Annotated in this window: 18 protein-coding genes and 1 other RNA gene; 10 read left to right on the top strand and 9 right to left on the bottom strand. The window is 71.8% G+C overall.

Annotated elements, in window-relative coordinates; genetic code table 11:
• Positions 1–18 precede the first annotated feature (18 nt).
• The 7 genes from ABZ725_RS27895 to ABZ725_RS27865 all read right to left on the bottom strand — a co-directional run bounded on the left by ABZ725_RS27895 (position 19) and on the right by ABZ725_RS27865 (position 14,307).
• Positions 19–2,274 carry a bifunctional glycosyltransferase family 2 protein/CDP-glycerol:glycerophosphate glycerophosphotransferase gene (locus ABZ725_RS27895; RefSeq protein ID WP_358805277.1) on the bottom strand — a complete coding sequence of 752 codons (2,256 nt, stop codon included), beginning with the start codon at positions 2,272–2,274 and terminating at the stop codon, positions 19–21.
• Positions 2,275–2,279: 5 nt separating this feature from the next.
• A complete protein-coding gene (locus ABZ725_RS27890; RefSeq protein ID WP_358805276.1) occupies positions 2,280–4,463 on the bottom strand; it encodes a CDP-glycerol glycerophosphotransferase family protein in 2,184 nt (727 codons plus the stop codon).
• 77 nt (positions 4,464–4,540) lie between these two features.
• Positions 4,541–6,823: a bifunctional glycosyltransferase family 2 protein/CDP-glycerol:glycerophosphate glycerophosphotransferase gene (locus ABZ725_RS27885; RefSeq protein ID WP_358805275.1), complete on the bottom strand. Its 2,283-nt coding sequence runs from the start codon at positions 6,821–6,823 to the stop codon at positions 4,541–4,543.
• A 173-nt stretch (positions 6,824–6,996) separates the two neighbouring features.
• Entirely contained in the window at positions 6,997–7,848 is an 852-nt protein-coding gene (locus tag ABZ725_RS27880; protein WP_358805274.1) for a carbohydrate ABC transporter permease, read from the bottom strand.
• Positions 7,845–9,134: a sugar ABC transporter permease gene (locus ABZ725_RS27875; RefSeq protein WP_358805273.1), complete on the bottom strand. Its 1,290-nt coding sequence runs from the start codon at positions 9,132–9,134 to the stop codon at positions 7,845–7,847. The genes ABZ725_RS27880 and ABZ725_RS27875 overlap by 4 nt, the downstream gene beginning before the upstream one ends.
• Before the next feature lie 70 nt (positions 9,135–9,204).
• Positions 9,205–10,587, bottom strand: coding sequence for an ABC transporter substrate-binding protein (locus ABZ725_RS27870; protein ID WP_358805272.1), 1,383 nt, complete (start codon positions 10,585–10,587; stop codon positions 9,205–9,207).
• Between the two features lie 246 nt (positions 10,588–10,833).
• Complete coding sequence (locus ABZ725_RS27865) at positions 10,834–14,307, bottom strand: FHA domain-containing protein (RefSeq protein WP_358805319.1); 3,474 nt, start codon at positions 14,305–14,307, stop codon at positions 10,834–10,836.
• 338 nt (positions 14,308–14,645) lie between these two features.
• Here ABZ725_RS27865 and ABZ725_RS27860 point away from each other — a divergent pair, with 338 nt between their 5' ends.
• The 3 genes from ABZ725_RS27860 to prfB all read left to right on the top strand — a co-directional run bounded on the left by ABZ725_RS27860 (position 14,646) and on the right by prfB (position 18,931).
• Positions 14,646–16,349, top strand: a complete 1,704-nt coding sequence (locus ABZ725_RS27860; RefSeq protein ID WP_358805271.1) for a serine/threonine-protein kinase — start codon at positions 14,646–14,648, stop codon at positions 16,347–16,349.
• Positions 16,350–16,504: 155 nt separating this feature from the next.
• Positions 16,505–17,746: a serine/threonine-protein kinase gene (locus ABZ725_RS27855; protein ID WP_358805270.1), complete on the top strand. Its 1,242-nt coding sequence runs from the start codon at positions 16,505–16,507 to the stop codon at positions 17,744–17,746.
• 78 nt (positions 17,747–17,824) lie between these two features.
• On the top strand, positions 17,825–18,931 hold the full coding sequence (gene prfB, locus ABZ725_RS27850; RefSeq protein WP_351917135.1) for a peptide chain release factor 2: 1,107 nt from the start codon (positions 17,825–17,827) through the stop codon (positions 18,929–18,931).
• Positions 18,932–19,124: 193 nt separating this feature from the next.
• Here the strand turns inward: prfB and ABZ725_RS27845 are convergent, their stop codons facing one another.
• Positions 19,125–19,871, bottom strand: coding sequence for a hypothetical protein (locus tag ABZ725_RS27845; RefSeq protein ID WP_358805269.1), 747 nt, complete (start codon positions 19,869–19,871; stop codon positions 19,125–19,127).
• Positions 19,872–19,944: 73 nt separating this feature from the next.
• Between ABZ725_RS27845 and ABZ725_RS27840 the strand changes: the two genes are divergently transcribed.
• Complete coding sequence (locus ABZ725_RS27840; protein WP_358805268.1) at positions 19,945–20,139, top strand: LPXTG cell wall anchor domain-containing protein; 195 nt, start codon at positions 19,945–19,947, stop codon at positions 20,137–20,139.
• 87 nt (positions 20,140–20,226) lie between these two features.
• Here ABZ725_RS27840 and ABZ725_RS27835 read toward each other — a convergent pair whose 3' ends face one another.
• Positions 20,227–20,418, bottom strand: a complete 192-nt coding sequence (locus ABZ725_RS27835) for a hypothetical protein (protein ID WP_351917132.1) — start codon at positions 20,416–20,418, stop codon at positions 20,227–20,229.
• 280 nt (positions 20,419–20,698) lie between these two features.
• Here ABZ725_RS27835 and ftsE point away from each other — a divergent pair, with 280 nt between their 5' ends.
• The 6 genes from ftsE (at position 20,699) to ABZ725_RS27805 (ending at position 25,142) form a co-directional block, all read left to right on the top strand.
• Positions 20,699–21,388, top strand: coding sequence for a cell division ATP-binding protein FtsE (gene ftsE / locus ABZ725_RS27830; RefSeq protein ID WP_351917130.1), 690 nt, complete (start codon positions 20,699–20,701; stop codon positions 21,386–21,388).
• 30 nt (positions 21,389–21,418) lie between these two features.
• Complete coding sequence (gene ftsX, locus ABZ725_RS27825; protein ID WP_351917128.1) at positions 21,419–22,336, top strand: permease-like cell division protein FtsX; 918 nt, start codon at positions 21,419–21,421, stop codon at positions 22,334–22,336.
• Positions 22,337–22,403: 67 nt separating this feature from the next.
• Complete coding sequence (locus tag ABZ725_RS27820) at positions 22,404–23,591, top strand: S41 family peptidase (RefSeq protein WP_358805267.1); 1,188 nt, start codon at positions 22,404–22,406, stop codon at positions 23,589–23,591.
• 63 nt (positions 23,592–23,654) lie between these two features.
• On the top strand, positions 23,655–24,203 hold the full coding sequence (smpB, locus tag ABZ725_RS27815) for an SsrA-binding protein SmpB (protein WP_351917124.1): 549 nt from the start codon (positions 23,655–23,657) through the stop codon (positions 24,201–24,203).
• A gap of 122 nt (positions 24,204–24,325) precedes the next feature.
• Positions 24,326–24,713, top strand: a transfer-messenger RNA (tmRNA) gene (gene ssrA, locus ABZ725_RS27810).
• A gap of 69 nt (positions 24,714–24,782) precedes the next feature.
• On the top strand, positions 24,783–25,142 hold the full coding sequence (locus tag ABZ725_RS27805) for a hypothetical protein (RefSeq protein WP_358805266.1): 360 nt from the start codon (positions 24,783–24,785) through the stop codon (positions 25,140–25,142).
• The last annotated feature ends 219 nt before the right edge of the window (positions 25,143–25,361 follow it).

Raw genomic sequence — 25,361 nt, 5'->3', positions numbered from 1 at the left:
AAAGCTAGGCCGCACGGGTCAGCGGTACTCGGGAAGCCGCGCCGAGCGGTCGACGGGTGCGGGGATGCGGACGGCACGACCCTCACCGGCCTGCGCGTCCTGCGCGTCCTGTGCCTCGCCCAGCAGGATCCGTCGCACGACGCGTTCCGCGGCCCGTCCGTCGTCGTACGCGCAGAAGCGCTCCCGGAACGCCGCCCGCAGCCGGGTCGACTCGGCGTCCTGCCATGCGTCGGAGCGGAACGCCTCCGCCAGTTCCGCGTCGGAGCGCGTCACATGCCCCGGCGGCTCGGCGGTGATGTCGAAGTACGCGCCCCGACTCGCCCGGTAGGCGGCCCAGTCGTCGGCGTGCACGACGATCGGCCGGTCCAGGTTGGCGTAGTCGAACATCAGCGCCGAATAGTCGGTGATCAGGGCGTCGCAGGCCAGCAGGACATCCTCGACGTGCGGCTCGTCCGTGACGTCGGTCAGCGCACCGCGCCGGTGCAGATCACGCAGCAGCAGCGCCCGGTCGTGATGACGGGCCAGGCTCGGATGGAGCCGGACCAGCAGCCGGAACCCGGGGCCGAGCGAACCGGCCAGCGCCTCCAGGTCGACCCGCCACACATGGCGGCCCTTGCGGTAGTCGCGCAGCGTCGGCGCGTACAGCACCGCCGTCTCGGCCGGCCCGACGCCCAGCCGCTCGCGCAGCTCCGCGCCGCGCCCGGCCCCGCCCCCGACCAGGACGTCGTTGCGGGGACTCCCGCTGCGCAGCGAGGTGAAGTGACAGGGGTAGGCCTGCTGCCAGACCTCCTCCGAGTGCCGGTTGGCCACCAGGCTGACGTCCCATCGGTCGCTGCGCCGCAGCATGCCCCGGAGGTCGGTGCCGTGCCGGGCCCCCGGACGGCTCCGGAGGTCCAGCGCCATGTACTTGAGCGGCGTGCCCCGGTGCGTCTGCACATGCACCGAACCGGGCCGTTTCACCAGGTCACCGGCCCAGTTGCAGTCGTTGACCCAGTGCTTCGCACGCGCCATCACCCGGTAGTAGCGCCAGGAGCCCGTCGTCACGTACTCCGTGCCCGGGGGCACCAGCGCCGCCGCCTCGGGCCGCACCACCCACACGCCCCGCAGCTGCGGCGCCAGTTCGGCGGCCCGCAGGCGGATCGCGTGGGGATCGCCGTTCACGGCGCGGCTGTGTCCGGCGGAGTACACGGCGAGATCCGGGTCGAGGGGCCGCCGCAGCTGCAGCCGGTACCAGGACCGCTTGAGGCGCCGCACGACCAGGTCGCGCATCCGCCGCGCCTTCCGCCCGACCGTCCGGCGGCCGCGTCGTGCCGCGCCGAGGGCGAGGTGGGCGCTGTAGGGGGCGGCGGCCAGCAGCCGGATCTCCGTACGGCGGGCCTCCCGGGGCGCGACGAAACCCGGCGGAACGTGCCTGCGGTAGAAGGCCCGGATCTGCCGGTAGAACGCTCTGCGGTCGCCGCGCAGGACTCGTTCCGGGCGGGCCACGGCGAACAGCATGTGGTCCAGCGCCCGTTCGAACAGCAGCGGTCGGGCCCAGTCGAGGCCGGGCCGCTCGGCGAGGAAGGCGAAGAGCCCCTCGTACTGCTCGAAGATGTCGAAGTGCTTGCGCCCGGGGGTGCGGGTGATCGCGCCCTGCCGCCGCTGCCGGTACTCGACGCCCACCCGGTCCAGACAGGCGATCCGCTCCGCCGTGACCATCGTCTGGTAGGTGACGGGCGCGTCCTCGTACAGCCCCGGCCGGTACTGGAAGCCGTGGTCCAGGAAGAAGTCCCGGCGGTACGCCTTGTTCCAGGCGACCAGGAACAGGTGCAGGTACTCGGGGCGCTCGCGCAGCGCGAACGTGTCGGCGCCGGCCTGTTCGAGGAGGTCGGCGGCGTCGCTGCGGCCCGCGCGGCCCCACCAGTGGGTGCGGACGTGGTCGAAGACCAGGATGTCGGGATCGCGGGTCGCGTCGAGCCGGTCGGCGACCGCCCGCAGCAGCCCGGGCGTGTACCGGTCGTCGCTGTCGAGGAAGAGGACGTAGTCGCCGGTGGCGTGCGGCAGGCCGGCGTTGCGGGCGCGGCCCAGGCCCACGTTCTCGGGCAGATGGACGGCCTTCAGCCGCGGGTCGCGGGCCGCGTACTCGTCGAGGATCGCTCCGCAGCCGTCGGGCGAGCAGTCGTCGACGGCGATCACCTCGAGGTCGTCGAACGACTGCTCGAGGACGGAGTCGAGGCATTCGCGCAGGAAGCCCTGCACCTTGAAGACAGGGACGATGACGCTGAAGCGGGGCACGAAGGTCAGCTCCTCGTAGCGGCGGCGGCGGTCGGCACGGCGGCGGGCGCGGGCGTGCGGCGGGCGAGCGGCACGGCGGGCTCGATCCGCTCGGCCGGTTCCCCGAGCAGCACCCGGCGTACGACGCGCTCGGCGGCGCGTCCGTCGTCGAACTCGCAGAACCGGGCCCGGAACCGGGCGCGCAGCTCGGCCGCCTCCGCGTCCGCCCAGCGGCCGGAGCGGAAGACGGCGGCCAGCTCGTCGGGGGTACGGGCGACCGGGCCGGGCGGCGCGCCCAGGAAGTCGAAGGTGACTCCGCGCGTCTCGCGGTAGACGTCCCAGTCGTCGGCGTACACGACGATGGGCCGGTCGAGGTTGGCGTAGTCGAAGACGATCGACGAGTAGTCGGTGATGAGGGCGTCCGCGGCGAGGCACACGTCCTCGGACGAGCGGTGCCCGGTGACGTCGATGATCCGCTCGTCGCGCGGACGGGCGCGCTCGTCGTCGTAGAAGTAGTGGGCGCGCAGCAGGACCACGAAGTCGTCCCCGAGGGCCTCGCACAGCGCCTCCATGTCGAGCCGGGCGTCGAACCCCGAGTCGTGGTCGCGGTGCGTCGGCGCGTACAGCAGCGCGGTACGGCCCTCGGGGACGCCGAGCTGCTCGCGGACGCGACGGACGTCGTCCGCGGTCGCCGTGTAGTAGACGTCGTTGCGCGGATACCCGTATTCGAGCATCTCGTAGTGGGCGGGGAAGGACCGCTCCCACACCTCGGTGGAGAGCCGGTTCGAGCTGAGGTTGTAGTCCCAGCGGTCGACCCGGCCGAGCAGCCGGTCGAAGCTTCCGGTGGCGGCGGCGACCACCGGGTACGCGGCCTGCTCGACGCCCATCTTCTTCAGCGGGGTGCCGTGCTGCGTGGACAGATGCACGCTGCCGGGGCGTTTGACGACGGCCCCCTCGAAGTTGGCGTTGTTGACGAGGTACTTGGCGCGGGCCAGGACCTGCCAGTAGCGGCGGCTGCCGATGACGGCGTGGTCGATCCCCTCCGGCAGCGCGTGCACCTGGTCGGCCGTCACGAGGAACACCGAGCGGATGTGCGGGGCGAGCTCGGCCGCCTTGGCGTGGATCGCGGCCGGGTTGCACGCGTAGCCGCGGCCCCAGTAGGCGCAGTACACCGCCAGGTCGGGATCGATCCGGCGGCGCAGCTGACGCCGGTAGTGCAGGCGGGTGCGCGCTCCCTCGGCGCGCGGGACGCGCCGACCGGCCGCCGACGCCTTCCGGTGGGCGCTGTGCAGCGCGTGGAACGCCGTGTACGCGCCGGCCGCCAGCAGCCGGTGCTGCACCCCCAGGCTCCCGCCCGGCCTGCGGAAACCGGCCGGGCGGTGGCGCCGGTACAGCCGTCCCGCGCGCCGGAAGAAGGCCCGGCGGCGCAGGCGCGGCAGCCGGGTCGGATGCGCGGCGGTCTTCAGGACGGCCGCGAAGAGCTGCTCGAAGAGCGGCCCCGACCGGTCCTCGGACAGCCCGAGCTCGGCCGCCCGGTCCAGCACCAGCTCGGCCCGGTCCAGGAGCTCCGTGTGATGCCCGCCCGGCCCGTTCTCCGGGTCGCCCTGCCGCCGCAGGAGATGCCGTACGACGACCGAGCGCAGCACCGCGACCCGTTCGGCGTGCACGGTGGCCAGCCCGCCGAAGCCGACGTCCGTGAAGTGCCCGTCGGGGAAGGCGAGCCGGTGCTCGGCGAGGAAGGAGCGCCGGTAGAGCGTGCCCCACGCGGGCAGCCGCACCCCGGTCAGCTGCGGGGCCTCGGCGGGCGAGAAGGCGTCCTGCGGGGTCGTCGCCAGCAGCGCCGCCGCCGGGTTGGCCGGCTCGCCCTCCCACCAGGGGACGCGCTCGTGCTCGGCGTACAGGACGTCCACGTCGCCGGTCTCGGCCAGCCGGGCGTCCAGCGCCGCGAGCGCGCCCGGGGCCAGCGAGTCGTCGCCGTCGAGGAACAGCAGATACGCGCCGGTCGCCGCCCGCAGCCCGGCGTTGCGCGCCCCGGCGGGGCCCGACGACGGCGGCGACTGCACCGGGACCACCCGGGAGTCCCGCACGGCGCACGCATCGGGCGCGTCGCCGACCGGGATCAGCTCGAAGTCGCCGAAGGACTGGGCGAGGACGGAGTCCAGCGTGCCCCGCCGGGGCGCCGACGGGACGATGATGCTGAAGCGGGGCATGCTGCTCTTTCTCTCTCGCTGCTTCTGTTTCTGCTTCTGTTTCGGATGTCTCTGACGTCTCGGATATCTCAGATGTTTCAGAGGGCGGTGTCGGCGACGGGCTGGGATTCGGCGGAGGGCCGCGGCACGATGGCGCTCGGCGCGCGCCCCGGCTGCGCCGAGGCCGCCGTCTGCGCCGCCGACGGCACCGGGCGGCGCTCGGCGAGCGGCACGATCGCGGGCGGCTCCGTCTCGCCCAGCACCACCCGCCGGACGACCCGCTCGGCGGCGCGGCCGTCGTCGTGGGGGCAGAACCGCTCCCGGAACGCGGCGCGCAGCTGGGCCGAGCGGGAGCCGCGCCAGTGGCCGGTCGCGAAGATGTCGATCAGCTCGTCCTCGCTGCGCGCGACCGCGCCGGGCGGAAAGGCCCGCAGGTCGAAGTAGGTGCCGCGGGCCGCCTCGTACGCCTCCCAGTCGTCGGCGTGGATCACGATCGGCCGGTCCAGGTTGGCGTAGTCGAACATGAGGGACGAGTAGTCGGTGACCAGCGCGTCCGAGGCCAGGCACAGGGACTCCACGCTCGGGTGGTCGCTGACGTCGATGACCCCCGGCACCTCCCGGACGGGCGGGGCCTCCTGCCAGTAGTGGGCGCGGGCCAGGATCACGAAGCGCGGGCCCAGCCGGCGCAGCAGCCGCTCCAGGTCGAGGTGGGAGCGCTGGACGCGGCGGTAGTCGCGGTGGGTGGGCGCGTAGAGGACGGCGATCGTGTCGCGGGGGATGCCGAGCGACTCGCGCAGCCGGGCCACGTCCGCCGAGGTCGCCTGCTGGAACACGTCATTGCGCGGGTAGCCGTACTCGAGGGTCTCGTAGCGGCCCGGGTAGACGCGCTCCCAGGTGAGCGTGGTGTGGCGGTTCGCGGACAGCACGTAGTCCCACTTGTCGACGCCGCCCAGCAGCCTGGCGAAGTCCATGTCGCGGGCGGCCGCCGGGCGTTCCTGGAGGTCGAGGCCCATGTGCTTGAGGGGGGTGCCGTGCTGGGTCTGCACGAAGACCTGACCGGGGCGCTTGACCAGCCGCCGGTCGAAGTTGACGTTGTTCACCAGGTACTTGGAGCGGGCCAGCGCCGTCCAGTAGGCGGCCGTGCCCGGGCGCACATGGCGCGGTCCCGGCGGGACGGCCGGCCGGTGCTCGGGGCGGGCGATCCACGCCGTGCGCACCTGCGGCGCGAAGGTGCGGAACGCGGCCTCCAGTGCGCCCGGGTTGCAGCCGTGCCCGCGGCCCCAGTACGCGGCGAACACGGCCCGGTCCGCGCGCAGCGGCAGCCGCAGCTGGATCCGGTAGTGGGCCTGCAGGACGCCCGCCCGCAGGGCCCGGGTGAGCTTCGAGGCCGCCTTGTGCGTGCGCCGGAGCAGGGTGATGAACCCCTGCAGCGTCCGGTAGGTGCGGTGCACGCCGAAGTGGACCAGCGTGTGCCGCAGATGGCAGCGCAGCGAGACCGAGGCGCCCGGGGTGCGGTAACGGCGGTAGTGGGCGCGGGCCATGCGCAGGAACTCGGCGCGCGTGCCGCGCGGGAGCCGGTCGCGCTTGGTGAACACCGTCGACAGGTGGTCGACCATGCGACGGAACAGCACCGGCCGCCACTCGGCGAGTTCGGGCCGCCGCTCGACGAACTCGAAGACCCGGTCGTACTGCTCGAAGACGTCGAAGTGACCGCGGCTGGTGGTGGACAGGATGTTGCCCCGGCGGCGCTGGCGGTAGTGCACACAGACCCGGTCCAGCGTCGCGAGGGTCTTGGCTGCCATCAGCGCCGGGTACGTCCACGGCGTGTCCTCGTAGTAGCCGGGCGGGAAGCGCAGGCCCTCGCGCTCGACGAACTCCCGCCGGTAGGCCTTGTTCCAGGCCACCATCAGCACCCTGAGCAGCCCCGGACGGTCCTTGAGCCGGAACGGCGCCGGGCCGTCCTCGCTGAGCTGCGCCGCGAACTTGTTGGGCACGGTCTGGCCCGTCCAGTACGTCCGCGCGTAGTCGTAGACCAGGACGTCCGGCTCGCCCGTCTCCCGCAGCCGGTCGGCGATCGTGCGCAGCGCGTCCGGGGTGAGCGTGTCGTCGGAGTCGAGGAACAGCAGGTAGTCGCCGGTCGCCTCCTCCATCCCTGCGTTGCGGGCCCGCCCCAGGCCGACGTTCTCCGGCAGGTGCACGGCGCGCACCCGCGCGTCCCGGGCCGCGAACTCGTCGATGATCTCGCCGCAGAAGTCCGGCGAACGGTCGTCGACGGCGATCACCTCGAGATCGCCGTACGACTGGGACAGCACCGATTCGAGGCACTCGTGCAGGTACGCCTGAACCTTGTACGCGGGGACGATGACACTGAACCTGGGCAAGGGACATCCATGGGTCGGCGCGGGCGGTAGCGGCGGTGTACAGGGCCTTGCCCGGGAACGGCCGATGGAGTGAATCGGTTACGGTTTTCGAGGCATACGGGGGATTTCCGGTGAACGTGAAGGGGCGGGCCGATGACTCGGCCCGCCCCCGTGCTTCGGCGCCGCGGTGCGGGTTACTTGACCGCGCCCGCCATCACCCCGGACACGAACTGCCGCTGGAACGCGAAGAACACGGCCAGCGGGATCACCATCGAGATGAACGCGCCGGGCGCGAGCACGTCGATGTTGTTGCCGAACTGCCGTACCTGGGTCTGCAGGGCGACCGTGATCGGCTGGCTGTCGGCGTTGGTGAACACCAGCGCGACCAGCATGTCGTTCCACACCCACAGGAACTGGAAGATGCCCAGGGACGCGATCGCCGGGCCGCCCAGCGGCATCACGACCTGGGCGAACAGCCGCAGTTCACCGGCCCCGTCGAGCCGGGCCGCCTCCAGCAGTTCGCGGGGGATCTCCGCGAAGAAGTTCCGCAGCAGGAACACCGCGAAGGGCAGTCCGAACCCGACGTGGAACAGGATCACGCCCAGGATGTTCCCGAACAGGCCGACCTTGCCGAACAGTTCGGCGATCGGGATCAGCGCCACCTGCACGGGCACGACCAGCAGCCCCACGACGCCGAGGAACCACCAGTCCCGGCCCGGGAACTCCATCCACGCGAACGCGTAGCCCGCGAGCGAGCCGATGACGACGACCAGCACCGTCGCCGGCACCGTGATCAGCACGGTGTTGACGAGGGAGTTGGTGATGTCGCTGTTCTCCAGCAGCTTCTGGTAGCTGTCGAAGGTGAGTTGGGAGGGCTTGCCGAACACCTCCCACCAGCCGCTGGCGCTCATGTCCTCGGGGGAGCGGAGCGAGGAGACGAGCAGACCGATGGTCGGCACCAGCCAGAACAGTCCGACGACGATGAGGAACGCGCGCACCAGACCGCCGTTGAGCTTCTCGATCAACCACTTGCCCGCCGTCGTCATCGCCGCACCTCCCGCCTCAGCCGACGCACGTTGAACCACATCACCGGGATCACCAGGAGCAGCAGGAACACCGCGATCGCGCTGGCGACGCCCGGCTGGTCCTCGGAGAAGCCCTTGCGGTACAGCTCCAGGGCGAGCACGTTCGCGTCGTCCTGCGAGGACCCCGGGGCGATGATGAAGACCAGGTCGAAGACCTTCAGCACGTTGATCATCAGGGTGACGGCGACGACCGCGAGGACCGGCGCGAGCAGCGGCACGGTGACTCTGCGGAACACCTGCCACTCGTTGGCGCCGTCGACGCGCGCCGCTTCGAGGAGCTCCCTCGGGACCCCGGCGAGACCGGCCGCGATCAGCACCATCGCGAAGCCCGCCCACATCCAGATGTACGAGCCGATGATCGACGGCGTGACCAGCGACGGGCCCAGCCAGTCCAGCCCGTTGTACGCCTCCTTGAAGTTGCTCGCGGGGAGCCGGAGTTGAGCCCCGTCGGCCGATTCGGGCAGCGTGAACGTGCCGTCGTCGGCGGCTTTCGTCGACGCGACGACCTTGCCGCCCTTGACCGCCTCGATCTTCATCCCCGCGTACCCGAGTTCGGTCGCGTCGGGGGAACCGAGGATGCCGACGCCCTTGCCGCGGGTGAAGTCCTGCCAGGCGGTGCCGGTGACCTTCCCGAGCTCGGGTTGCGCCTGCACGGCCCGCTTCGCGCTGTCGGGCAGTTGGTCGGGGGCGACGCCGACCAGCGGGAGGGCGACGCTGCCGCCCACGTGCACGGGGGACTCGGTGATGAAGCCGCCCCGGTCGTCCGGATCGGGCTTCAGCGGCGAGTCGCGGCCCGGGTGCGCCTTCGGGAACGCGGACGCCTCGGCGAACGTGTCGTGCACGCCCACCCACACCGCGTTCGCGACGCCCTTGTCCGGGTCCTGGTCGTAGACCAGCCGGAAGATGATGCCGGCGGCGAGCATCGAGATCGCCATCGGCATGAAGACCACCAGCTTGAACGCGGTGCCCCAGCGCACCCGTTCGGTCAGCACCGCGAAGATCAGACCGAGCGCGGTCGCGATCGTCGGCGCGAAGACCACCCAGATCACGTTGTTCTTCAGCGCGGTGCGGATGCCGTCGTCCGTGAAGAGGGCCTTGTAGTTGTCGACGCCGGCGAATCCGTCGCCGGACTGGTCGTAGAAACTGCGCACGAGCGAGTACCCGATGGGGTAGACCACGAGCGCGCCGAGCAGCACCAGGGCGGGCAGCAGGAACAGCGCCGCCACGGTCCTTCGGGTGCCGGTCACGCTCTTGCGCGAACGGGGAGGGGCGGGGGCTTCGGAAGCCCCCGCCGCCGCTGGCGAAGTCATCGCCGGATCAGTTCCCGTACGCCGTCGCCGCGTCCGACTCCAGTTTCTGCTGGATGCCGGCCACGTCCGTCGGGTTCTTCAGGAAGTCCTGCAGGTCCTTCCACTCGCCCTTGCCCGGCGTGCCGCCGAACGCCTGCGGGGCCTGGTCGGACATGTCGAAGCGGAAGTCGTCGCCGGCCGCGATCAGCGCCTTGGCGATCGTCTGCTGGACCTCGTTCGGGTACACGGAGACATCGACGTTCTTGTTCGGCGAGAGATAGCCGCCGAGCTTCGCCTGGATCTCCGCCGCGTCCGGCGAGGCCAGGAAGGTCGCCAGCGCCTGCGCGCCCTCGGAGTCCTTCAGGATGACGGCCGCGTCACCGCCGGAGACCACCGGCGCGGTGTCGCCGACCTTCGGGAACGGGAACACCTTGGCGTCCGTGCCGACCTTCGACTTGGTGTCGGCGATGTTGACCTGTACGAAGTCGCCCTCGTAGACCATGGCCGCCTTCGGCTGGTCGCCGCCGGTGAAGGTCTGGGTCACCGAGGCGGGGAACTCGGTCTGGAGCGCGCCGCTCGCGCCGCCCGCCACCCAGTCCTTCTTGCCCCAGATCTGGGCCAAGGTGGTCAGGGCCTCCTTCACGGAGGGGTCCGTCCACTTGATCTTGTGCTGGGCGAGCTGGTCGTACTTCTCCGGGCCCGCCTGGGAGAGGTAGACGTTCTCGAACCAGTCGGTGAGGGTCCAGCCGTCGGCACCGCCGATCGAGAACGGGGTGACGCCGGAGTCGTACACCGTCTGCGCGGTGGTCAGCAGATCCTTCCACGTCGCGGGGGCGGTGGCGCCCGCGTTCTCGAAGACCTTGGCGTTGTACCAGATCAGCGACTTGTTGGCGGCCTTGTAATAGACGCCGTACTGCTTGTCGCCCACCTTCCCGATGTCCTGCCAGCCCTGCGAGTAGTTCTTCGCGAGCTCCGCCTGGGCCTCGGCGCCCAGCGGTTTGGCCCAGCCCTTGTCGGCGGCCTGTTTGATGGCGCCGGGCTGCGGCAGCATCGCGACGTCCGGCGGTGAGCCGCCCGCGATCTTCGAGCCGAGGAAGTTGATGATCGGGTCCTGTGCGGGCACGAAGGTGATCTTCGCGCCGGTGCGTTTCTCGAACTCGGCGAGGACCTTCTTGAAGTTCGCCTGTTCGGTGCCGGTCCATACGGCGGCCACTTCGAGAGTGGTGCCGTCGAGCTTCGGGAGGGTGAGGGTGCTGCCGGAGTCCTTGGTCCCGGTTCCGCTCCCGGTGCCGCTGCTCTTGTCGTCGTCGCTGCCGCACGCGGTGAGTAAGAGCGCGAGGGCTCCCGCCAGGAGTGCGGCGGCTGCTTTCACGGTCCTGCGTGTCCGGATGGTGTTGCTTGTGCTACGCATCACTGCCCCGTTCTTCGTTCCTCGTCGAACGTTCGAGCGCTGTCCCGTGGCACTGGTCTACGCCGGGTGCCACAGCTCGGCAAGAGCGCCCGCGCTGTCAAGAGGGGGATCGTGATCGCGTCGTGATGGGTGAGGGGGTTGGTGTGGGCGTCGCTGGGGGCTGTGCCCCCAGACCCCCCATCGGCCACGAAAGGGCCTTGTCCTCAAACGCCGGACGGGCTGGATTGGCCTGACCGGTGCTTGTCCTCAAACGCCGGACGGGCTGGAATTCCCTGACCGGTGCTTGTCGGTGGACGCGGAGGCTCGGTCCAGGGCGCTGGCCAGGAGGGCCAGGTCTGTGGGGCCGTTGCCCAGTTCTCGTACCGGGCGGCGGGTCGGGGGGTCGCCCATGCGGTGCCATTCCAGGGGGACCACCGTGGGGCGCTGGGTCGCCGTGCGGGGGATGCGGCCGGTGACGCGGCCGCCCTGGAAGGGGGTGAGACGGCCGTCCGCGCCCCGGAGGCGGCCACGGCCCGGCGCCGGTTCGTCCGTGCCGGAACCCGGAGGGTCGAGGCTGACCCGAACGGTGGACATCCGGGCCGGCTCCGACTCCGCCGTACGGCCTCCCGGACCGGCCGCCGCCACCAGGTGCACGCCGAGCCGCTCGCCCTCGCGGGCCACCGCCTCCAGCGCGCGCATGACCGAGCCGGCGGCGGGCCGGCCCGGGGAGCCGAGGGCGGGGGAGACGAGGGCGTCCAGGTCGTCGACCACCACGACCAGGCGGGGCAGCGGGGGCTCGGCCTCGGCCCGCTGACGGGCGGCCGCCCCCGGCCGCAGCCGGAGGGTGGTGCTGGGCGGGGCGTCGAGGTCGGCGGCGCCCGCTCCCGGCGTGGGCGGGGTGCTCGGCGTCCGCTGCGGGACTATGCGGCCCGACACCGCGCGGTGTGTGTGCCACTCCGCGAAGCCGGCGCGGCCCAGCAGTTCGGCCCGCCGCTTCAGCTCGGCGCTCAGCGACTGCGCGAACTCCCGCATGCGGACCGGGTCGTTGGCGGTGAGATGGGTGGTGACATGCGGTACGTCCGTACAGACCCGCAGTCCGTCGCCGTGGCCGCCGCTCTTGCCGACGGTGTCGCGGCCGTCCAGCAGGATGATGCTCAGCCGGTCCGGTCGTTCGGCGGCGGCCAGCGAGGCGACGACCGCCCGCAGCAGCTCCGAACGCCCGCTGCCGGTCGGGCCCTCGATCAGCAGATGGGGGCCCTCGGCGACGAGGTCCACGCCGACCGGGCCGCGTGGCCCCGCGCCCAGCACGGCCCACGCCCGTCCGCCGAGCGCCTCGGCGTCGTCGGCCGCGTCCGCCCAGCGGGCCAGCAGGGAGGCGGGCGTGGCCCGGGCCAGGCCCAGTTCGTCCAGCAGCCGGGCCGACTGGGGCAGCGGCGCGGACACGCGTGTGTGCCGCTCCCCGCCGCCCGCGCCGTCCGGCCGCAGGGGGGCGAGCGCCCGCGCGAAGCGTTCCGCCCAGGCGAGCGAGACGGCGTCCACCGCGCCCAGCGTGCCCGGTCCCACCGGGCCGGGCCGCTCCTGCTGCGCCCCGGCCGACGCGACCCGCACCAGCCGCAGCGCCGTCGCCACGTCCCCGCTGAGCAGCGCGACCGCCCCGCACGCGCGGAACGTGGGCACCGCCGCACAGGCCGCCTCGTATGTCTCCGTCACCGGCGAGGAGGGGGAGGCAGCGGGCGTCTCGGCCAGGCAGACGACATGTATGCCGGCCCGTGGACCGGCCACCGCCAGCCGGGCCACCGCTGTGCGCAGATCGGCGCCGCCGGGGTCGCCGTCCACGACGACCACCGTGTACGGGCCGGGGAAACCGCCGTCCGCCGTGTCATCGGCCACCGCCCAGGAGGGCCGGTGGGCGGAGCCTCGGGGGGCCGGGATCGGTGCCGGACCGGTCGTGTCGTCCGTACCGCCCGCGCTGTCGGTCAGATGGTCCTCCAGCCGGCGCAGGAGTTCGTCCGCGCGGGCGGCGGCCTGGTCGCGGTCGTAGGCCAGCAGGAGCCGGCAGTCCTGGCCGTGTCCCGGGCGCAGATGGGGGAGCCAGCCCAGCCAGGACCACTCGGCGGTCCGCTCCTCCTCGGAACGCGCACGGTCCGTGCTGATCAGGACGACTTCCAGGGCGTCGGGGGAGTGCAGCGCGGCGAGTTGGGCCAGCACCGCGCGCGCCAGCCCGGCCAGCCGGGGGCGCGGCCCGGCCAGGCCGAGCGCGCCGACCTCGCGCAGCCCCGCCGTCACCGGTACGGCGGGCAGCAGACCCGAGCCGTCGGGCGCCGCCCGGTCGGCCGTGCCGAGCCGCACGGTGAGCGCCTCCGGGTGTCCGGGGGCGCGCTCCCACAGCCGCGGGCCCGGGCCCAGCGCCGTGAGCAGCAGCGCCGCCGGGTCCGGCCAGGTCTCGGGTGCGGCGGGCGGGCCGGCGATCGGCTGCGCCTCGGCTCCGACGGCCTCTTCGTCGTGGGTCCCGGGGACGACCATGTCCTCGGCGCCGCCGCGCCCGCCGGCCAGCCGCCGCGCCCACGCGGACAGCCCTCCGCGCTTGCGCACGCCCGGGGGTACGTCGGTGCCGCGCAGCGGGGTGCCTTTGCGGCGGGCGGACGACTCGTAGGGGGAGTCGTCCTGCGAGGTGTGCGAGGTGTGCGAGGTGTGCGGGCCGCGGACGTCCTCGTCCTCGTCGTGCGGCGCGGTGAACGAGCCGAGGCCCGAGCGGCCGGCATGGGTGTTCCCGGCATGGGTGTTCATGGAGCCCGCACCCGCACGCGTTCCCGCTCCGGGGCCGGGCGTGCTCTCGATGCGCGGTGCCGTGCCCTGGCCGGGGACCACGGGCGGCGGCAGCGGAATCTCCCTGGATCCGCGCAACCGCTCGCCCCGGGTCTCGGCCGAGCCGCTCCAGTCCACGGTGCCGTAGGCGTGGCCGGTGGGGCCGTTCGGCCCGGCGCCCGTCACGCGCGCGTGGTCCGTGTCCTTCGCCGGGGCCGAGCCCGCGGCGGATTCCGACTCCGGGTCATGCGCCGTCGTCCCCCCGCAGGGCACCCGCACATGGCCCTCGCCGTCCGGGGTCGTCGGCACCCGGGGGCCCGGGCCGCCGGGTGGGGCCAGCCGCAGGGCCGACTCGCCGACGCGCAGGAGGGCGCCGGGGGCGAGACGGACGGGGCGCGTCTGCACGCGCGTGCCGTCCAGCGTGGTGCCGTTGGTGGAGCCGAGGTCGGCGACCGTGACGCGGCCCTCGGGGGAGAGCGTCACCGCGCAGTGCAGCCGGGAGACGTCCGGATCGTCGAGGGGCACGTCGGCGTCGGCGGAGCGGCCGACGCGGACCTGGCCGCCGTGCAGCAGGTGGACCCCGCCCGCGTCGGGTCCGGCCACCACGTGCAGCCGGGCCGGGGCCTCGTCGACCTCCGGGTGCGGCTCGGGGTCGGCCGGGGCGCCGAGGGACAGCACCGCGCCGTCGATCAGCGGGGGTTCGCCGAGGGTGCAGCGCTGGGAGTCGAGCCGCTCCACGCCCGCGTAGAGCACGATCGCCGCCGCGGACGAGGACGACGGGGCGCCCTCCCCGGAGACCGCCGCGGCCAGCGCGGAGGCCACCGCGGCCAGGGCGGTGCCGGCGGGTGCCGTGACCAGCACGTCGCAAGCCGCGGCGCGGGTCCGCGCATCGGGGTGCGCACCCTGCGGGTCTACGACGGTCAGCCGGATCTGCATCGCCGTCAGCGGTCCCTTCTGCACGGGCGCGGACTTCCCCCCACCCCACACGAGTACAGCGGCCAGTACTGAAGGCATCCTCGCACCTGTCACTGACAACGCGCCCCACACCGGGTGACAAGTGATCTTGATTGGTCGGCTCTGCCCGCAAAAGTGCCGGACAAGTGCGTCGCCGGTGATCAGTTGAGATCGGTCACGTCCGGCTCCGGCAACCAAGAAGACAGCGCGAAGCGTCTTTCCTTCGAATAAAGACGACAGCCCGGTGTCCGCACAGCGGCACTACAGTGGGTCGGAACATCGGACAGGCACAGGCAAGCAAGCAGCAGGGAGCGCGTGACGTGCGGCCAGTCGGCAGCAAGTACCTGCTCGAGGAGCCGCTCGGACGCGGCGCCACGGGCACCGTCTGGCGAGCCCGCCAGCGCGAGACCGCGGGCGCCGAGGCGGCCGTGCCGGGTCAGCCCGGAGAGACCGTCGCGATCAAGGTCCTCAAGGAAGAGCTCGCGGGCGACCCCGACGTCGTCATGCGCTTCCTGCGCGAGCGGTCCGTGCTGCTGCGCCTGACCCACCCGAACATCGTCCGGGTCCGCGACCTGGTCGTCGAGGGCGATCTGCTGGCGCTGGTCATGGACCTCGTCGAGGGCCCCGACCTGCATCGCTACCTGCGCGAGAACGGCCCCCTGACGCCCGTCGCCGCCTCCCTGCTCACCGCGCAGATCGCCGACGCGCTGGCCGCCAGCCACGCCGACGGCGTCGTGCACCGCGACCTGAAGCCGGCCAACGTCCTGCTGATGCAGAACGACGGTCAGATGCACCCGCTGCTCACCGACTTCGGCATCGCGCGCCTTGCCGACTCCCCGGGCCTGACCCGGACCAGCGAATTCGTCGGCACGCCCGCGTACATCGCCCCGGAGTCCGCCGAGGGTCGCCCGCAGACCTCCGCCGTGGACATCTACGGGGCCGGCATCCTGCTCTACGAGCTGGTCACCGGCCGACCGCCGTTCTCCGGCGGCTCCGCCCTGGAGGTCCTCCACCAGCACCTCAGCGCCGAGCCGCGCCGCCCGTCCACGGTCCCCGACCCGCTGTGGACGGTCATCGAGCGCTGCCTGCGCAAGAGCCCCGACGACCGGCCCAGCGCCGAGAACCTCGCGCGCGGGCTGCGGATCGTCGCCGAGGGCATCGGGGTGCACGCGAACTCGATGCAGATCGCCGCCGCGGAGGGCGTCGGCCATGTGCTCGCGCCCGACCCGACGCCCGCGACCGTGCCCGGCGGCGCCTTCGACCCGAACGCCGCGACCAGCGTCCTGCCGCACACGTCCGGCCCGGTGGGCGCCGCCGACCCCACCGCCGTCCTGCCCCACACGGGCGCTCCGGGCGCGGCCGACGCGACGGCCGTCCTGCCGCCGGTGCCGCCGCACCAGCCGGGGCAGCAGCCCGAGCAGCCGCACCCCTGGCAGACCCAGATGCAGGGCGCCCGCGACCGCAACGAGCAGACCCAGGTCCAGCAGTACCTGGACCCCGGCGAGGACCCGCTGCGCCGCCGCCCCCAGCGGCAGGTCGCCCGCCCGCAGCAGCAGCCGCCGCAGCAACAGCAGCCGTACCCGCCGCAGCACCAGCAGCGGCCTCAGCAGCGTCCGCAGCCCCAGCAGCAGCCCGGATACGGGTATCAGGGGCCGCCACCGCCGCAGCAACAGCAGTACGCGCCTCCGCAGCCCCAGCAGCCTCAGCGGTACACGCCGCCGCCCCAGCAGCAGCCGCCGAGCCAGCGGCCCGCGCCGGAGCCCAGGCAGCCGCGCGAGCCGAGGCAGCGCACCGCCAACCCGATGCGGATCCCCGGTCTCGGCTGTCTGAAGGGCTGCCTGTTCACGATCGTCATCCTGTTCGTGGCCGGGTGGCTGATCTGGGAGTTCAGCCCGCTGCAGGGGTGGATCGGCACGGGCAAGAGCTACTGGGACCTGGTCACCGGCTGGATCGGGGACGTCACCGGCTGGATCGGCGACCTCGGCGGCGACTCGGGCAGCGGCTCCGGCGGCCCCGGGAACTGACCCGCCGACGGCCCGCCGAGAGGCAGGCAGACCGGCCCGGACGACCGCGAGTTTATGGACTTGTCGACATCTGGCGGGTGATTTCCGTCTCCGCGGTGAAGGTTGGCTCTTCGGACGCGTACTTTGATGGGCAACACGCGTCTGTAGGAGCAGTCTTGGCACGGAAGATCGGCAGCCGGTACACCGCCCACCAGATCCTGGGACGGGGCAGCGCCGGCACGGTGTGGCTGGGCGAGGGACCGGACGGGCCCGTCGCCGTCAAGCTGCTGCGCGAGGACCTCGCCTCCGACGAGGAGCTGGTGGGCCGCTTCGTGCAGGAGCGCACGGCACTGCTCGGCCTGGAGCACCCGCATGTGGTGTCCGTCCGGGACCTGGTGGTGGACGGCAACGACCTGGCGCTGGTCATGGACCTGGTCCGTGGCACGGACCTGCGCACCCGGCTCGAACGGGACCGGCGGCTCGCGCCCGAGGCCGCCGTGGCGATCGTCGCGGACATCGCCGAGGGACTGGCCGCCGCGCACGCGGCCGGGGTCGTGCACCGCGACGTCAAGCCGGAGAACGTGCTCCTCGACATGCAGGGCCCGCTCGGCCCCGGCGGCTCGCACCGCGCCCTGCTGACCGACTTCGGCATCGCGAAACTGATCGACACCCCCAAGCGGACCCGCGCCACGAAGATCATCGGCACCCCCGACTATCTGGCGCCGGAGATCGTGGAGGGCCTGCCGCCGCGCGCCTCGGTCGACATCTACGCCCTGGCGACGGTGCTCTACGAGCTGCTCGCGGGCTTCACGCCGTTCGGCGGCGGCCACCCGGGCGCGGTGCTGCGCCGCCATGTCACGGAGTCCGTCGCGCCGCTGCCCGGCATCCCGGACGAGCTGTGGCAGCTGATCGTGCAATGCCTGGCGAAGGCCCCGGCCTCCCGGCTGCGGGCCTCCGAGCTGGCGGCCCGGCTGCGCGAGCAGCTGCCGACGCTCGCGGGGATGCCGCCGCTGGACGTGGACGAGCCCGACACCGAGGAGGACGGAGGCGAGCCGACCGAGGCCGCGCCCGCCACGTCCGCCCCGACGGCCCCCTCCGGGCGGGTGCGGCGGGGCTCGGTCCCGCTGGTGCCGGGCGCCAAACCGGACTCCAACCGGGACACCCACACGTCGATGCGGGTGCCCGCGCCGGACGAGCTCGCGGGCGGCGCGCACGGCACGGCGCGGGTCCCCCGCGCGGCCGGCGCCCCGCGCCCCGGCTCGGCACGGAACCGTTCCGCCACCCGGCGCCGCCGCATCACGCTGGGCGTGGCGGCGGTGGCACTGGTCGCCGCGGTGGGCGCCGGGACATGGGCGGCCACGTCGGGCGACGACGCGTCCCCGCAGGACACGAAGAACTCGACGCCGGCGACGCCCTGACCCCCCTGGCGAGGCCGGTGAGCAGGCAAGGAGCGGTCTCCGGCACTCCCCGGTTGGCGGAGCCGTTACGCTGGAGGCGTGGCAGTCGTCGATGTATCCGAAGAGCTCAAGTCCCTCTCCTCGACCATGGAGTCGATCGAGGCCGTTCTGGACCTCGACAAGCTGAGGGCAGACATCGCCGTGCTCGAGGAGCAGGCGGCCGCGCCGTCCCTGTGGGACAACCCGGACGAGGCGCAGAAGATCACCAGCAAGCTGTCCCACCTCCAGGCCGAGGTCAGGAAGGCCGACGCGCTGCGCGGCCGGATCGACGATCTCTCCGTGCTGTTCGAGATGGCCGAGGAGGAGGACGACCCGGACACCCTCGCGGAGGCCGAGTCCGAGCTCACCTCCGTCCGGAAGGCGCTGGACGAGATGGAGGTCCGCACGCTCCTCAGCGGTGAGTACGACTCCCGCGAGGCGCTCGTGAACATCCGCGCCGAGGCCGGTGGCGTCGACGCCGCCGACTTCGCGGAGAAGCTCCAGCGGATGTACCTGCGGTGGGCGGAGCAGAAGGGCTACAAGACCGAGATCTACGAGACGTCGTACGCCGAAGAGGCCGGCATCAAGTCGACCACCTTCTCCGTGCAGGTCCCGTACGCCTACGGCACCCTCTCCGTGGAGCAGGGCACACACCGTCTCGTGCGTATCTCGCCCTTCGACAACCAGGGGCGTCGGCAGACCTCGTTCGCGGGCGTCGAGATCCTTCCCGTGGTCGAGCAGACCGACCACATCGAGATCGACGAGTCCGAGCTGCGGGTGGACGTCTACCGGTCCTCCGGGCCCGGCGGTCAGGGCGTCAACACCACCGACTCCGCGGTGCGCCTCACCCACCTCCCCACCGGCATCGTCGTCTCCTGCCAGAACGAGCGGTCGCAGATCCAGAACAAGGCGTCCGCGATGAACGTGCTGCAGGCGAAGCTCCTCGACCGGCGCCGGCAGGAGGAGCAGGCCAAGATGGACGCCCTCAAGGGCGACGGCGGCAACTCCTGGGGCAACCAGATGCGTTCGTACGTCCTGCACCCGTACCAGATGGTGAAGGACCTGCGCACCGAGTTCGAAGTGGGCAACCCCGAGGCCGTGTTCAACGGCGAGATCGACGGTTTCCTCGAAGCCGGAATTCGCTGGCGCAAGCAGCAGGAGAAGTAGGTTTGTCGACAAGGCAACCGCCCTCGAATCGGGGGCGGTTGCTTTTTACATCACATTCACAGCACCACTGTCTCGCAAAGCCCCCCGACCTGGACATTGCGCCCGCAACGACCTTGACGTTGCTTTGAAAAATGGGGAGGGTGCAGTGTGGCATGCGTATCTCTGGGACGCATGTGAACCGGGGGACTTGGCTTCAGCTACATCTCAGCTGCCTCCGTCGATCACAGTCCCGAGCGCGGCCACATCGACGATCAGCTACTGGGGGTAGCAACCATATGACCAAGAAGACGCGGATCCGGATCGCGCGTATAGCCGCCGGCGCCGTGATCGCCGCGGGTGCCTCGCTGACGGTCGCCGGCGTCGCCTCGGCCGCCGGTGACGAGGGTGGCCTGAGCGGCCTGGTGTCCACCGAGGGCGAAGTCACGGTACAGACGGGCGAGGAGCCCTGCCCGGTCGGGGTCTGCACCTCCGCCGGTACTTCGACGGGTACGTCCGCCGGTACCTCGACGGGTACTTCGGAAGGCACGTCCACCGGTACCTCGACGGGCACGTCGGAAGGCACGTCCACGGGTACCTCGACCGGTACGTCCGCCGGTACCTCGACGGGTACTTCGGAAGGCACGTCCACCGGCACCTCGACGGGCACGTCCACGGGTACTTCGACGGGTGCTTCCGAGGGCACGTCCACCGGCACCTCGGCGGGCACGTCCACGGGTACCTCGACCGGTACCTCGACGGGCACGTCCACCGGTACTTCGGCGGGCACGTCCACGGGTACCTCGACCGGTACGTCCACCGGTACCTCGGCGGGCACGTCCACGGGTACCTCGACCGGTACGTCCGCCGGCACCTCGTCCGGCAACACCTCTTCGGGTTCCTCGGAGGGCAGCACGTCCTCCGGCTCGTCCTCCGAGGGCAACACCTCGTCGGGCAGCACCACGGCCGGTTCGTCCTCGTCCGGCAGCAGCTCTGCCGGTACCGGTACCGACACCGACGGGACCTCCACCCAGGAGGTGGGCAGCTCCGCGCTGACCGACACCTCGGACAACGCCGACGCGGTCGCCCAGGGCGGCGGCAAGGAGCTGGCCGAGACCGGTGCCGGTCAGACCGTGTTCCTGGTCATCGGCGCCGCCACGATGATCGCCGGCGGCGTCGGCTTCCGTGTGCTGCCGCGTCTCGTCGCGGGCCGTGGCGGAGCCGCTGCCTGACGGTAGGTAGTCGCAGCTGTACATGACGTACACAGACAGGGGCCCGGAGCTGTTCGCTCCGGGCCCCTCGTCGTACGTGCCTCGCGGTTACGCGGTCTGGTGGGCGAGCAGCGCCACCGCTGCCACCAGTACCACCAGCAGCGCGATCAGCGTCATGGGGTTCAGGCCCGCGAAGAAGTTCTCCTGCTGCAGCCGCTCGCGGTTGGCGCGGCACACATGGCACCGGCCCTCGCTCACGGGCGCCGCGCAGTTAGCGCACACCAGCCGGTCGTACGTCATGCGCTCGCCCTCCTTGCACCGGTTCCACGTACACAACGCCTACGGGAACGGGAACGTTCCCCCTCCACTGTGCCAGGTTCCTCCGGAGGGTGCGCGGCTCCCCCGGAGAGCGACCGGAGCGCACCTGGAGAGCGACCGGAGCGCGAGCGGGGAGCGGGTGTCGTACAAAGTCGCGTACAAAAACGCACAAGCCCCACCCAACCCCTCCCGACGCCTGCGCCGCCCTCCCCGGTTCGCGTATGGTCACGCTCATCTACCCCCGGCGACCCGTGGTGCATCCGTGATCCGATTCGACAACGTCTCCAAGGTCTACCCCAAGCAGACCCGCCCCGCACTCAGGGATGTCTCCCTCGAGGTGGAGAAGGGCGAGTTCGTGTTCCTCGTCGGGTCCTCCGGCTCCGGAAAGTCCACCTTCCTGCGGCTGATCCTCCGCGAGGAGCGGTGCAGTCACGGCCAGGTGCACGTTCTGGGCAAGGACCTCGCGCGCATCTCCAACTGGAAGGTGCCGCAGATGCGCCGCCAGTTGGGGACGGTCTTCCAGGACTTCCGACTGCTGCCGAACAAGACGGTCGCGGAGAACGTGGCCTTCGCGCAGGAGGTCATCGGCAAGTCCAAGGGCGAGATCCGCAAGTCCGTGCCGCAGGTGCTCGACCTCGTCGGGCTCGGCGGCAAGGAGGACCGCAGACCGGGCGAGCTCTCCGGCGGTGAGCAGCAGCGCGTGGCCATCGCGCGGGCCTTCGTGAACCGGCCCAAGCTGCTGATCGCGGACGAGCCCACCGGCAACCTCGACCCGCAGACCTCCGTCGGCATCATGAAGCTGCTGGACCGGATCAACCGGACCGGCACGACCGTCGTGATGGCGACGCACGACCAGAACATCGTGGACCAGATGCGCAAGCGCGTCATCGAGCTGGAGCAGGGCCGGCTCGTCCGCGACCAGGCGCGCGGCGTCTACGGCTACCAGCACTGACCGTCCCCGGAAAGGCCTGAACAACACGCCATGCGCGCCCAGTTCGTACTGTCGGAGATCGGCGTCGGTCTCCGCCGCAACCTGACGATGACCTTCGCCGTCATCGTCTCCGTCGCCCTGTCCCTGGCGCTCTTCGGCGGGTCGCTCCTGATGAGCGACCAGGTCACCACGATGAAGGGCTACTGGTACGACAAGGTCAACGTCTCGGTCTTCCTCTGCAACAAGAGCGACGCCGAGTCCGACCCGAACTGCGCCAAGGGCGCGGTCACCGCGGACCAGAAGAAGCAGATCAAGTCCGACCTCGACAAGATGGGGGTCGTCGACTCGGTGACGTACGAGTCGCAGGACGACGCGTACAAGCACTACAAGGAGCAGTTCGGCGACTCCCCGCTGGCCAGCTCCCTCACGCCGGACCAGATGCAGGAGTCGTACCGCATCAAGCTGAAGGACCCGGAGAAGTACCAGGTCATCGCGACCGCCTTCGACGGACGGGACGGCGTGCAGTCCGTACAGGACCAGAAGGGCATCCTGGACAACCTCTTCGGACTGCTCAACGGCATGAACTGGGCGGCGCGGGCGGTGATGGCGCTGATGCTCGTCGTCGCGCTGATGCTGATCGTCAACACCGTGCGCGTATCGGCCTTCAGCCGTCGGCGGGAGACCGGGATCATGCGGCTCGTCGGCGCCTCCGGCTTCTACATCCAGGCGCCGTTCATCGCCGAGGCCGCGGTCGCCGGGCTCATCGGCGGCACGGTCGCCTGCGGATTCCTGGTGATCGCCCGCTACTTCATCATCGACCACGGACTGGCCCTGTCCGAGAAGCTGAATCTGATCAACTTCATCGGCTGGGACGCCGTGTTGACGAAGCTTCCGCTCATCCTCGCCACCAGTCTGCTGATGCCCGCGCTGGCCGCTTTCTTCGCGCTGCGCAAGTACCTCAAGGTGTGACGCACGCCCCGAGGGCCGTACGGTCAACCGACCGTGCGGCCCTTCGCGTTCCCCTAGACTCACCGCCATGTCAGGCCGTGACCTGTTCTGTCAGCCCCGCCGTTTCGGCCGCGGGGCCGCCCTGACATTGGTGTTCGCGAGCGTGCTCGTCGCCGGTGCGGCGACCGGAGCGCTGCCGCGTGAGCCGGGCGAGGGGCGTGGCAGCGCCTCGGGCGCCGCTCCCGCCGCCCCCGCCGGTCACTCCGAGGACGTCACCCGGGCCGCCGAGGAGGCCGCAGCGAGCGGCAAGTCCCCGATGGAGGCCGCCGAGCGCGCCGTCAGCCGCAGCGGGGACCGCTGGGCGGCCGTCTACTCCGAGGGCGAGTACCAGGAGTTCGCGGACTCCCTGGACGGCCGCTACACCGGCGTCGGCCTGGAGGCCCGCAGCGAGCGGGACGGCCGGATCGAGGTGACCAAGGTGCAGTCGGGATCGCCCGCGGCCGCCGCGGGGATTCGCTCCGGCGACCTGCTGCGCACGGTCGACGGCCGTAGCGTCGACGGGCTCCCGGTCACCGAGGTCGTCTCCTTACTGCGCGGTGACGGCGAGGGCGAGGACGCGTCCGCCGGCACCACCGTCCGGCTCGGCCTGGAGCGCGGCACGCGCGCGTGGACCGAGACCATGCACCGGGCCCTCCTCTCCACGGACTCCGTCACCGCCCGCAGCCTCCCCGACGGCATCACCGTCATCGCCGTCGCCGCGTTCACCAAGGGCGTCGGCGACAGCGTGCGGACCGCCGTCCGGCAGGCGCCGGTCGGCGCGGGGATCGTCCTGGACCTGCGCGGCAACTCCGGCGGACTGGTCACCGAGGCCGTCGCGGCCGCCTCCGCCTTCCTCGACGGCGGTCTCGTCGCCACCTACGACGTCGAGGGCGCGCAGCACGCCCTGCACGCCGAGGCCGGCGGCGACACCGCCAGACCCCTGGTCGCGCTCGTCGACGGCGGCACGATGAGCGCGGCCGAGCTGCTCACCGGCGCCCTCCAGGACCGCGGTCGCGCGGTCGTCGTGGGCTCGCGCACCTTCGGCAAGGGATCGGTCCAGATGCCGAGTCGGCTGCCCGACGGCTCCGTCGCCGAACTGACCGTCGGCCACTACCGCACCCCCTCCGGCCACAGCGTCGACGGCCGGGGCATCACCCCCGACCTGGAGGCCGACGAGGGAGCGCTGGAGCGGGCCGAGACCGTACTGAGCGGACTCGGGGACGCGTCGGCCGAGTAGGAACGGTCCGCTCGGTAATCGGCTTTCCCTCCGGGACCCTCAAGGTGCGAAAATGGCGGGACTATGAGCAAGGGAATGTACGTACCGAAGGAGTCCCAGCCGAAGCAGGGCGGGGCGGCCGCCACGGCCAAGGCCAAGGACGGCAAGCGAAAGATCGTCGCGCAGAACAAGAAGGCCCGGCACGACTACGCGATCATCGACGTCTACGAGGCGGGCCTCGTGCTCACCGGCACCGAGGTGAAGTCGCTGCGCCAGGGCCGCGCCTCGCTGACCGACGGCTTCGTCCAGATCGAGGGGAACGAGGCGTGGCTGCACGCCGCGCACATCCCCGAGTACAGCCAGGGCAGCTGGACCAACCACTCGGCGCGCCGCAAGCGCAAGCTGCTGCTGCACCGGGAGGAGATCGACAAGCTGGCGGTGAAGTCGGAGGAGACGGGTCACACCATCGTGCCCCTCGCCCTGTACTTCAAGGACGGCCGGGCGAAGGCCGAGATCGCGCTGGCGCGCGGCAAGAAGGAGTACGACAAGCGGCAGACCCTGCGCGAGCAGCAGGACCGCCGGGAGACGGACCGGGCGATCGCGGCGGCCAAGCGGAAGCAGCGGCACGCGTAGCCGCCCACCCGTAACTGCCCACGCGCGTGTGGCCGCGGGGAATACGGTGGCATCGTCGGGCGTTGGTCACGTACGATGGCATCAGCACCGGGCGACCGGTGTGCGCATTGAAAAATCAACATGGGGATGATCGGTTTCGACAGCGGCTGTCGAAGCAGGGGAAGCGTGTCGAGGAAGCGGCAATGATCTCGTAAACCATATGTCGCAAAAAATAATCGCCAATACCAAGAGCGATTCCCAGTCCTACGCCCTCGCTGCCTAATAAGCAGTGAGTGTAGGACCCTTATTGGGTGTCAGCCCGGGAGTGTTCCCGATCCGGATCCTGGCATAATCTAGGGAACTAAACCTTGATCCCGGTCACGGGGTGAAGAGGGAAAACAAACAGTGACTGGGCCCGTCGGCGACTTGTTCGCGTGATCACCGGGGCCGAGAAAATCACAGCGAACTGCACACGGAGAAGCCCTGATTCTGCACCGTTGGACGCGGGTTCGATTCCCGCCATCTCCACTCATATCCCATGTGACAGAGAACCCCGCCCCTTTCGAGGGGTGGGGTTCTCTGCCGTTTCGGAGGGTTTTCATGAACCACCCGCTGCACATCACCCTCCTCGGCGAGTACCGCGCCCACCCGCTCCGCCAGGGCGCCCATGACGACTTCGCCCCGGACGACCCCGCGGCCGCCCTCGGGCTGTCCGACGTCCTGGTCGCCGACCTCTCCGCCTGGGCGAGGGACATCGACGCGGCGATGGACGCCTGGCTGCGCGACCGTGACGACGTCCGCCAGGACATCGCGTTCCGGCGTCTCCACGAGGCGGGCGAGACGCTGGCCGAACGCCTCGCCGGCGAACTCGCCCCCGGTCGGACCGTGACCTACGAGGGCGTCCAGGGCGTGTCCTGCGCGGTCTTCGGGACCCGGCTCACCAATCCGGTGACCCCGTGACCCCGTGACCCCGTGACCCCGTGACCCCGTGCCCCTCTGACCCGCCGCCCTCGTGCCCCTCTGACCCGCCGCCCTCGTGCCCCTCTGCCCCGCCGCCCTCGTGCCCCTCTGCCCCGCCGCCCTCGTGCCCCTCTGACCCGCCGCCCTCGTGCCCCTCTGACCCGCCGCCCTCGTGCCCCTCTGCCCCGCCGCCCTCGTGCCCCTCTGCCCCGCCGCCCG

This window comes from Streptomyces sp. NPDC006872, from assembly GCF_040635845.1.
Lineage (GTDB): Bacteria > Actinomycetota > Actinomycetes > Streptomycetales > Streptomycetaceae > Streptomyces.
Note: the sequence above shows the minus strand (reverse complement) of the source record. Positions and strands in the feature narration are given on the sequence as shown.

Bases quoted from the DNA above. Each gene is read 5' to 3' on its own strand.
- ABZ725_RS27890 (WP_358805276.1), bottom strand. From the start codon at position 4,463: ATGCCCCGCTTCAGCATCATCGTCCCGTCGGCGCCCCGGCGGGGCACG.
- ABZ725_RS27880 (WP_358805274.1), bottom strand. From the start codon at position 7,848: ATGACGACGGCGGGCAAGTGGTTGATCGAGAAGCTCAACGGCGGTCTG.
- ABZ725_RS27870 (WP_358805272.1), bottom strand. From the start codon at position 10,587: ATGCGTAGCACAAGCAACACCATCCGGACACGCAGGACCGTGAAAGCA.
- ABZ725_RS27865 (WP_358805319.1), bottom strand. From the start codon at position 14,307: ATGCAGATCCGGCTGACCGTCGTAGACCCGCAGGGTGCGCACCCCGAT.
- ABZ725_RS27835 (WP_351917132.1), bottom strand. From the start codon at position 20,418: ATGACGTACGACCGGCTGGTGTGCGCTAACTGCGCGGCGCCCGTGAGC.
- ftsX (WP_351917128.1), top strand. From the start codon at position 21,419: ATGCGCGCCCAGTTCGTACTGTCGGAGATCGGCGTCGGTCTCCGCCGC.
- ABZ725_RS27820 (WP_358805267.1), top strand. From the start codon at position 22,404: ATGTCAGGCCGTGACCTGTTCTGTCAGCCCCGCCGTTTCGGCCGCGGG.
- smpB (WP_351917124.1), top strand. From the start codon at position 23,655: ATGAGCAAGGGAATGTACGTACCGAAGGAGTCCCAGCCGAAGCAGGGC.
- ABZ725_RS27805 (WP_358805266.1), top strand. From the start codon at position 24,783: ATGAACCACCCGCTGCACATCACCCTCCTCGGCGAGTACCGCGCCCAC.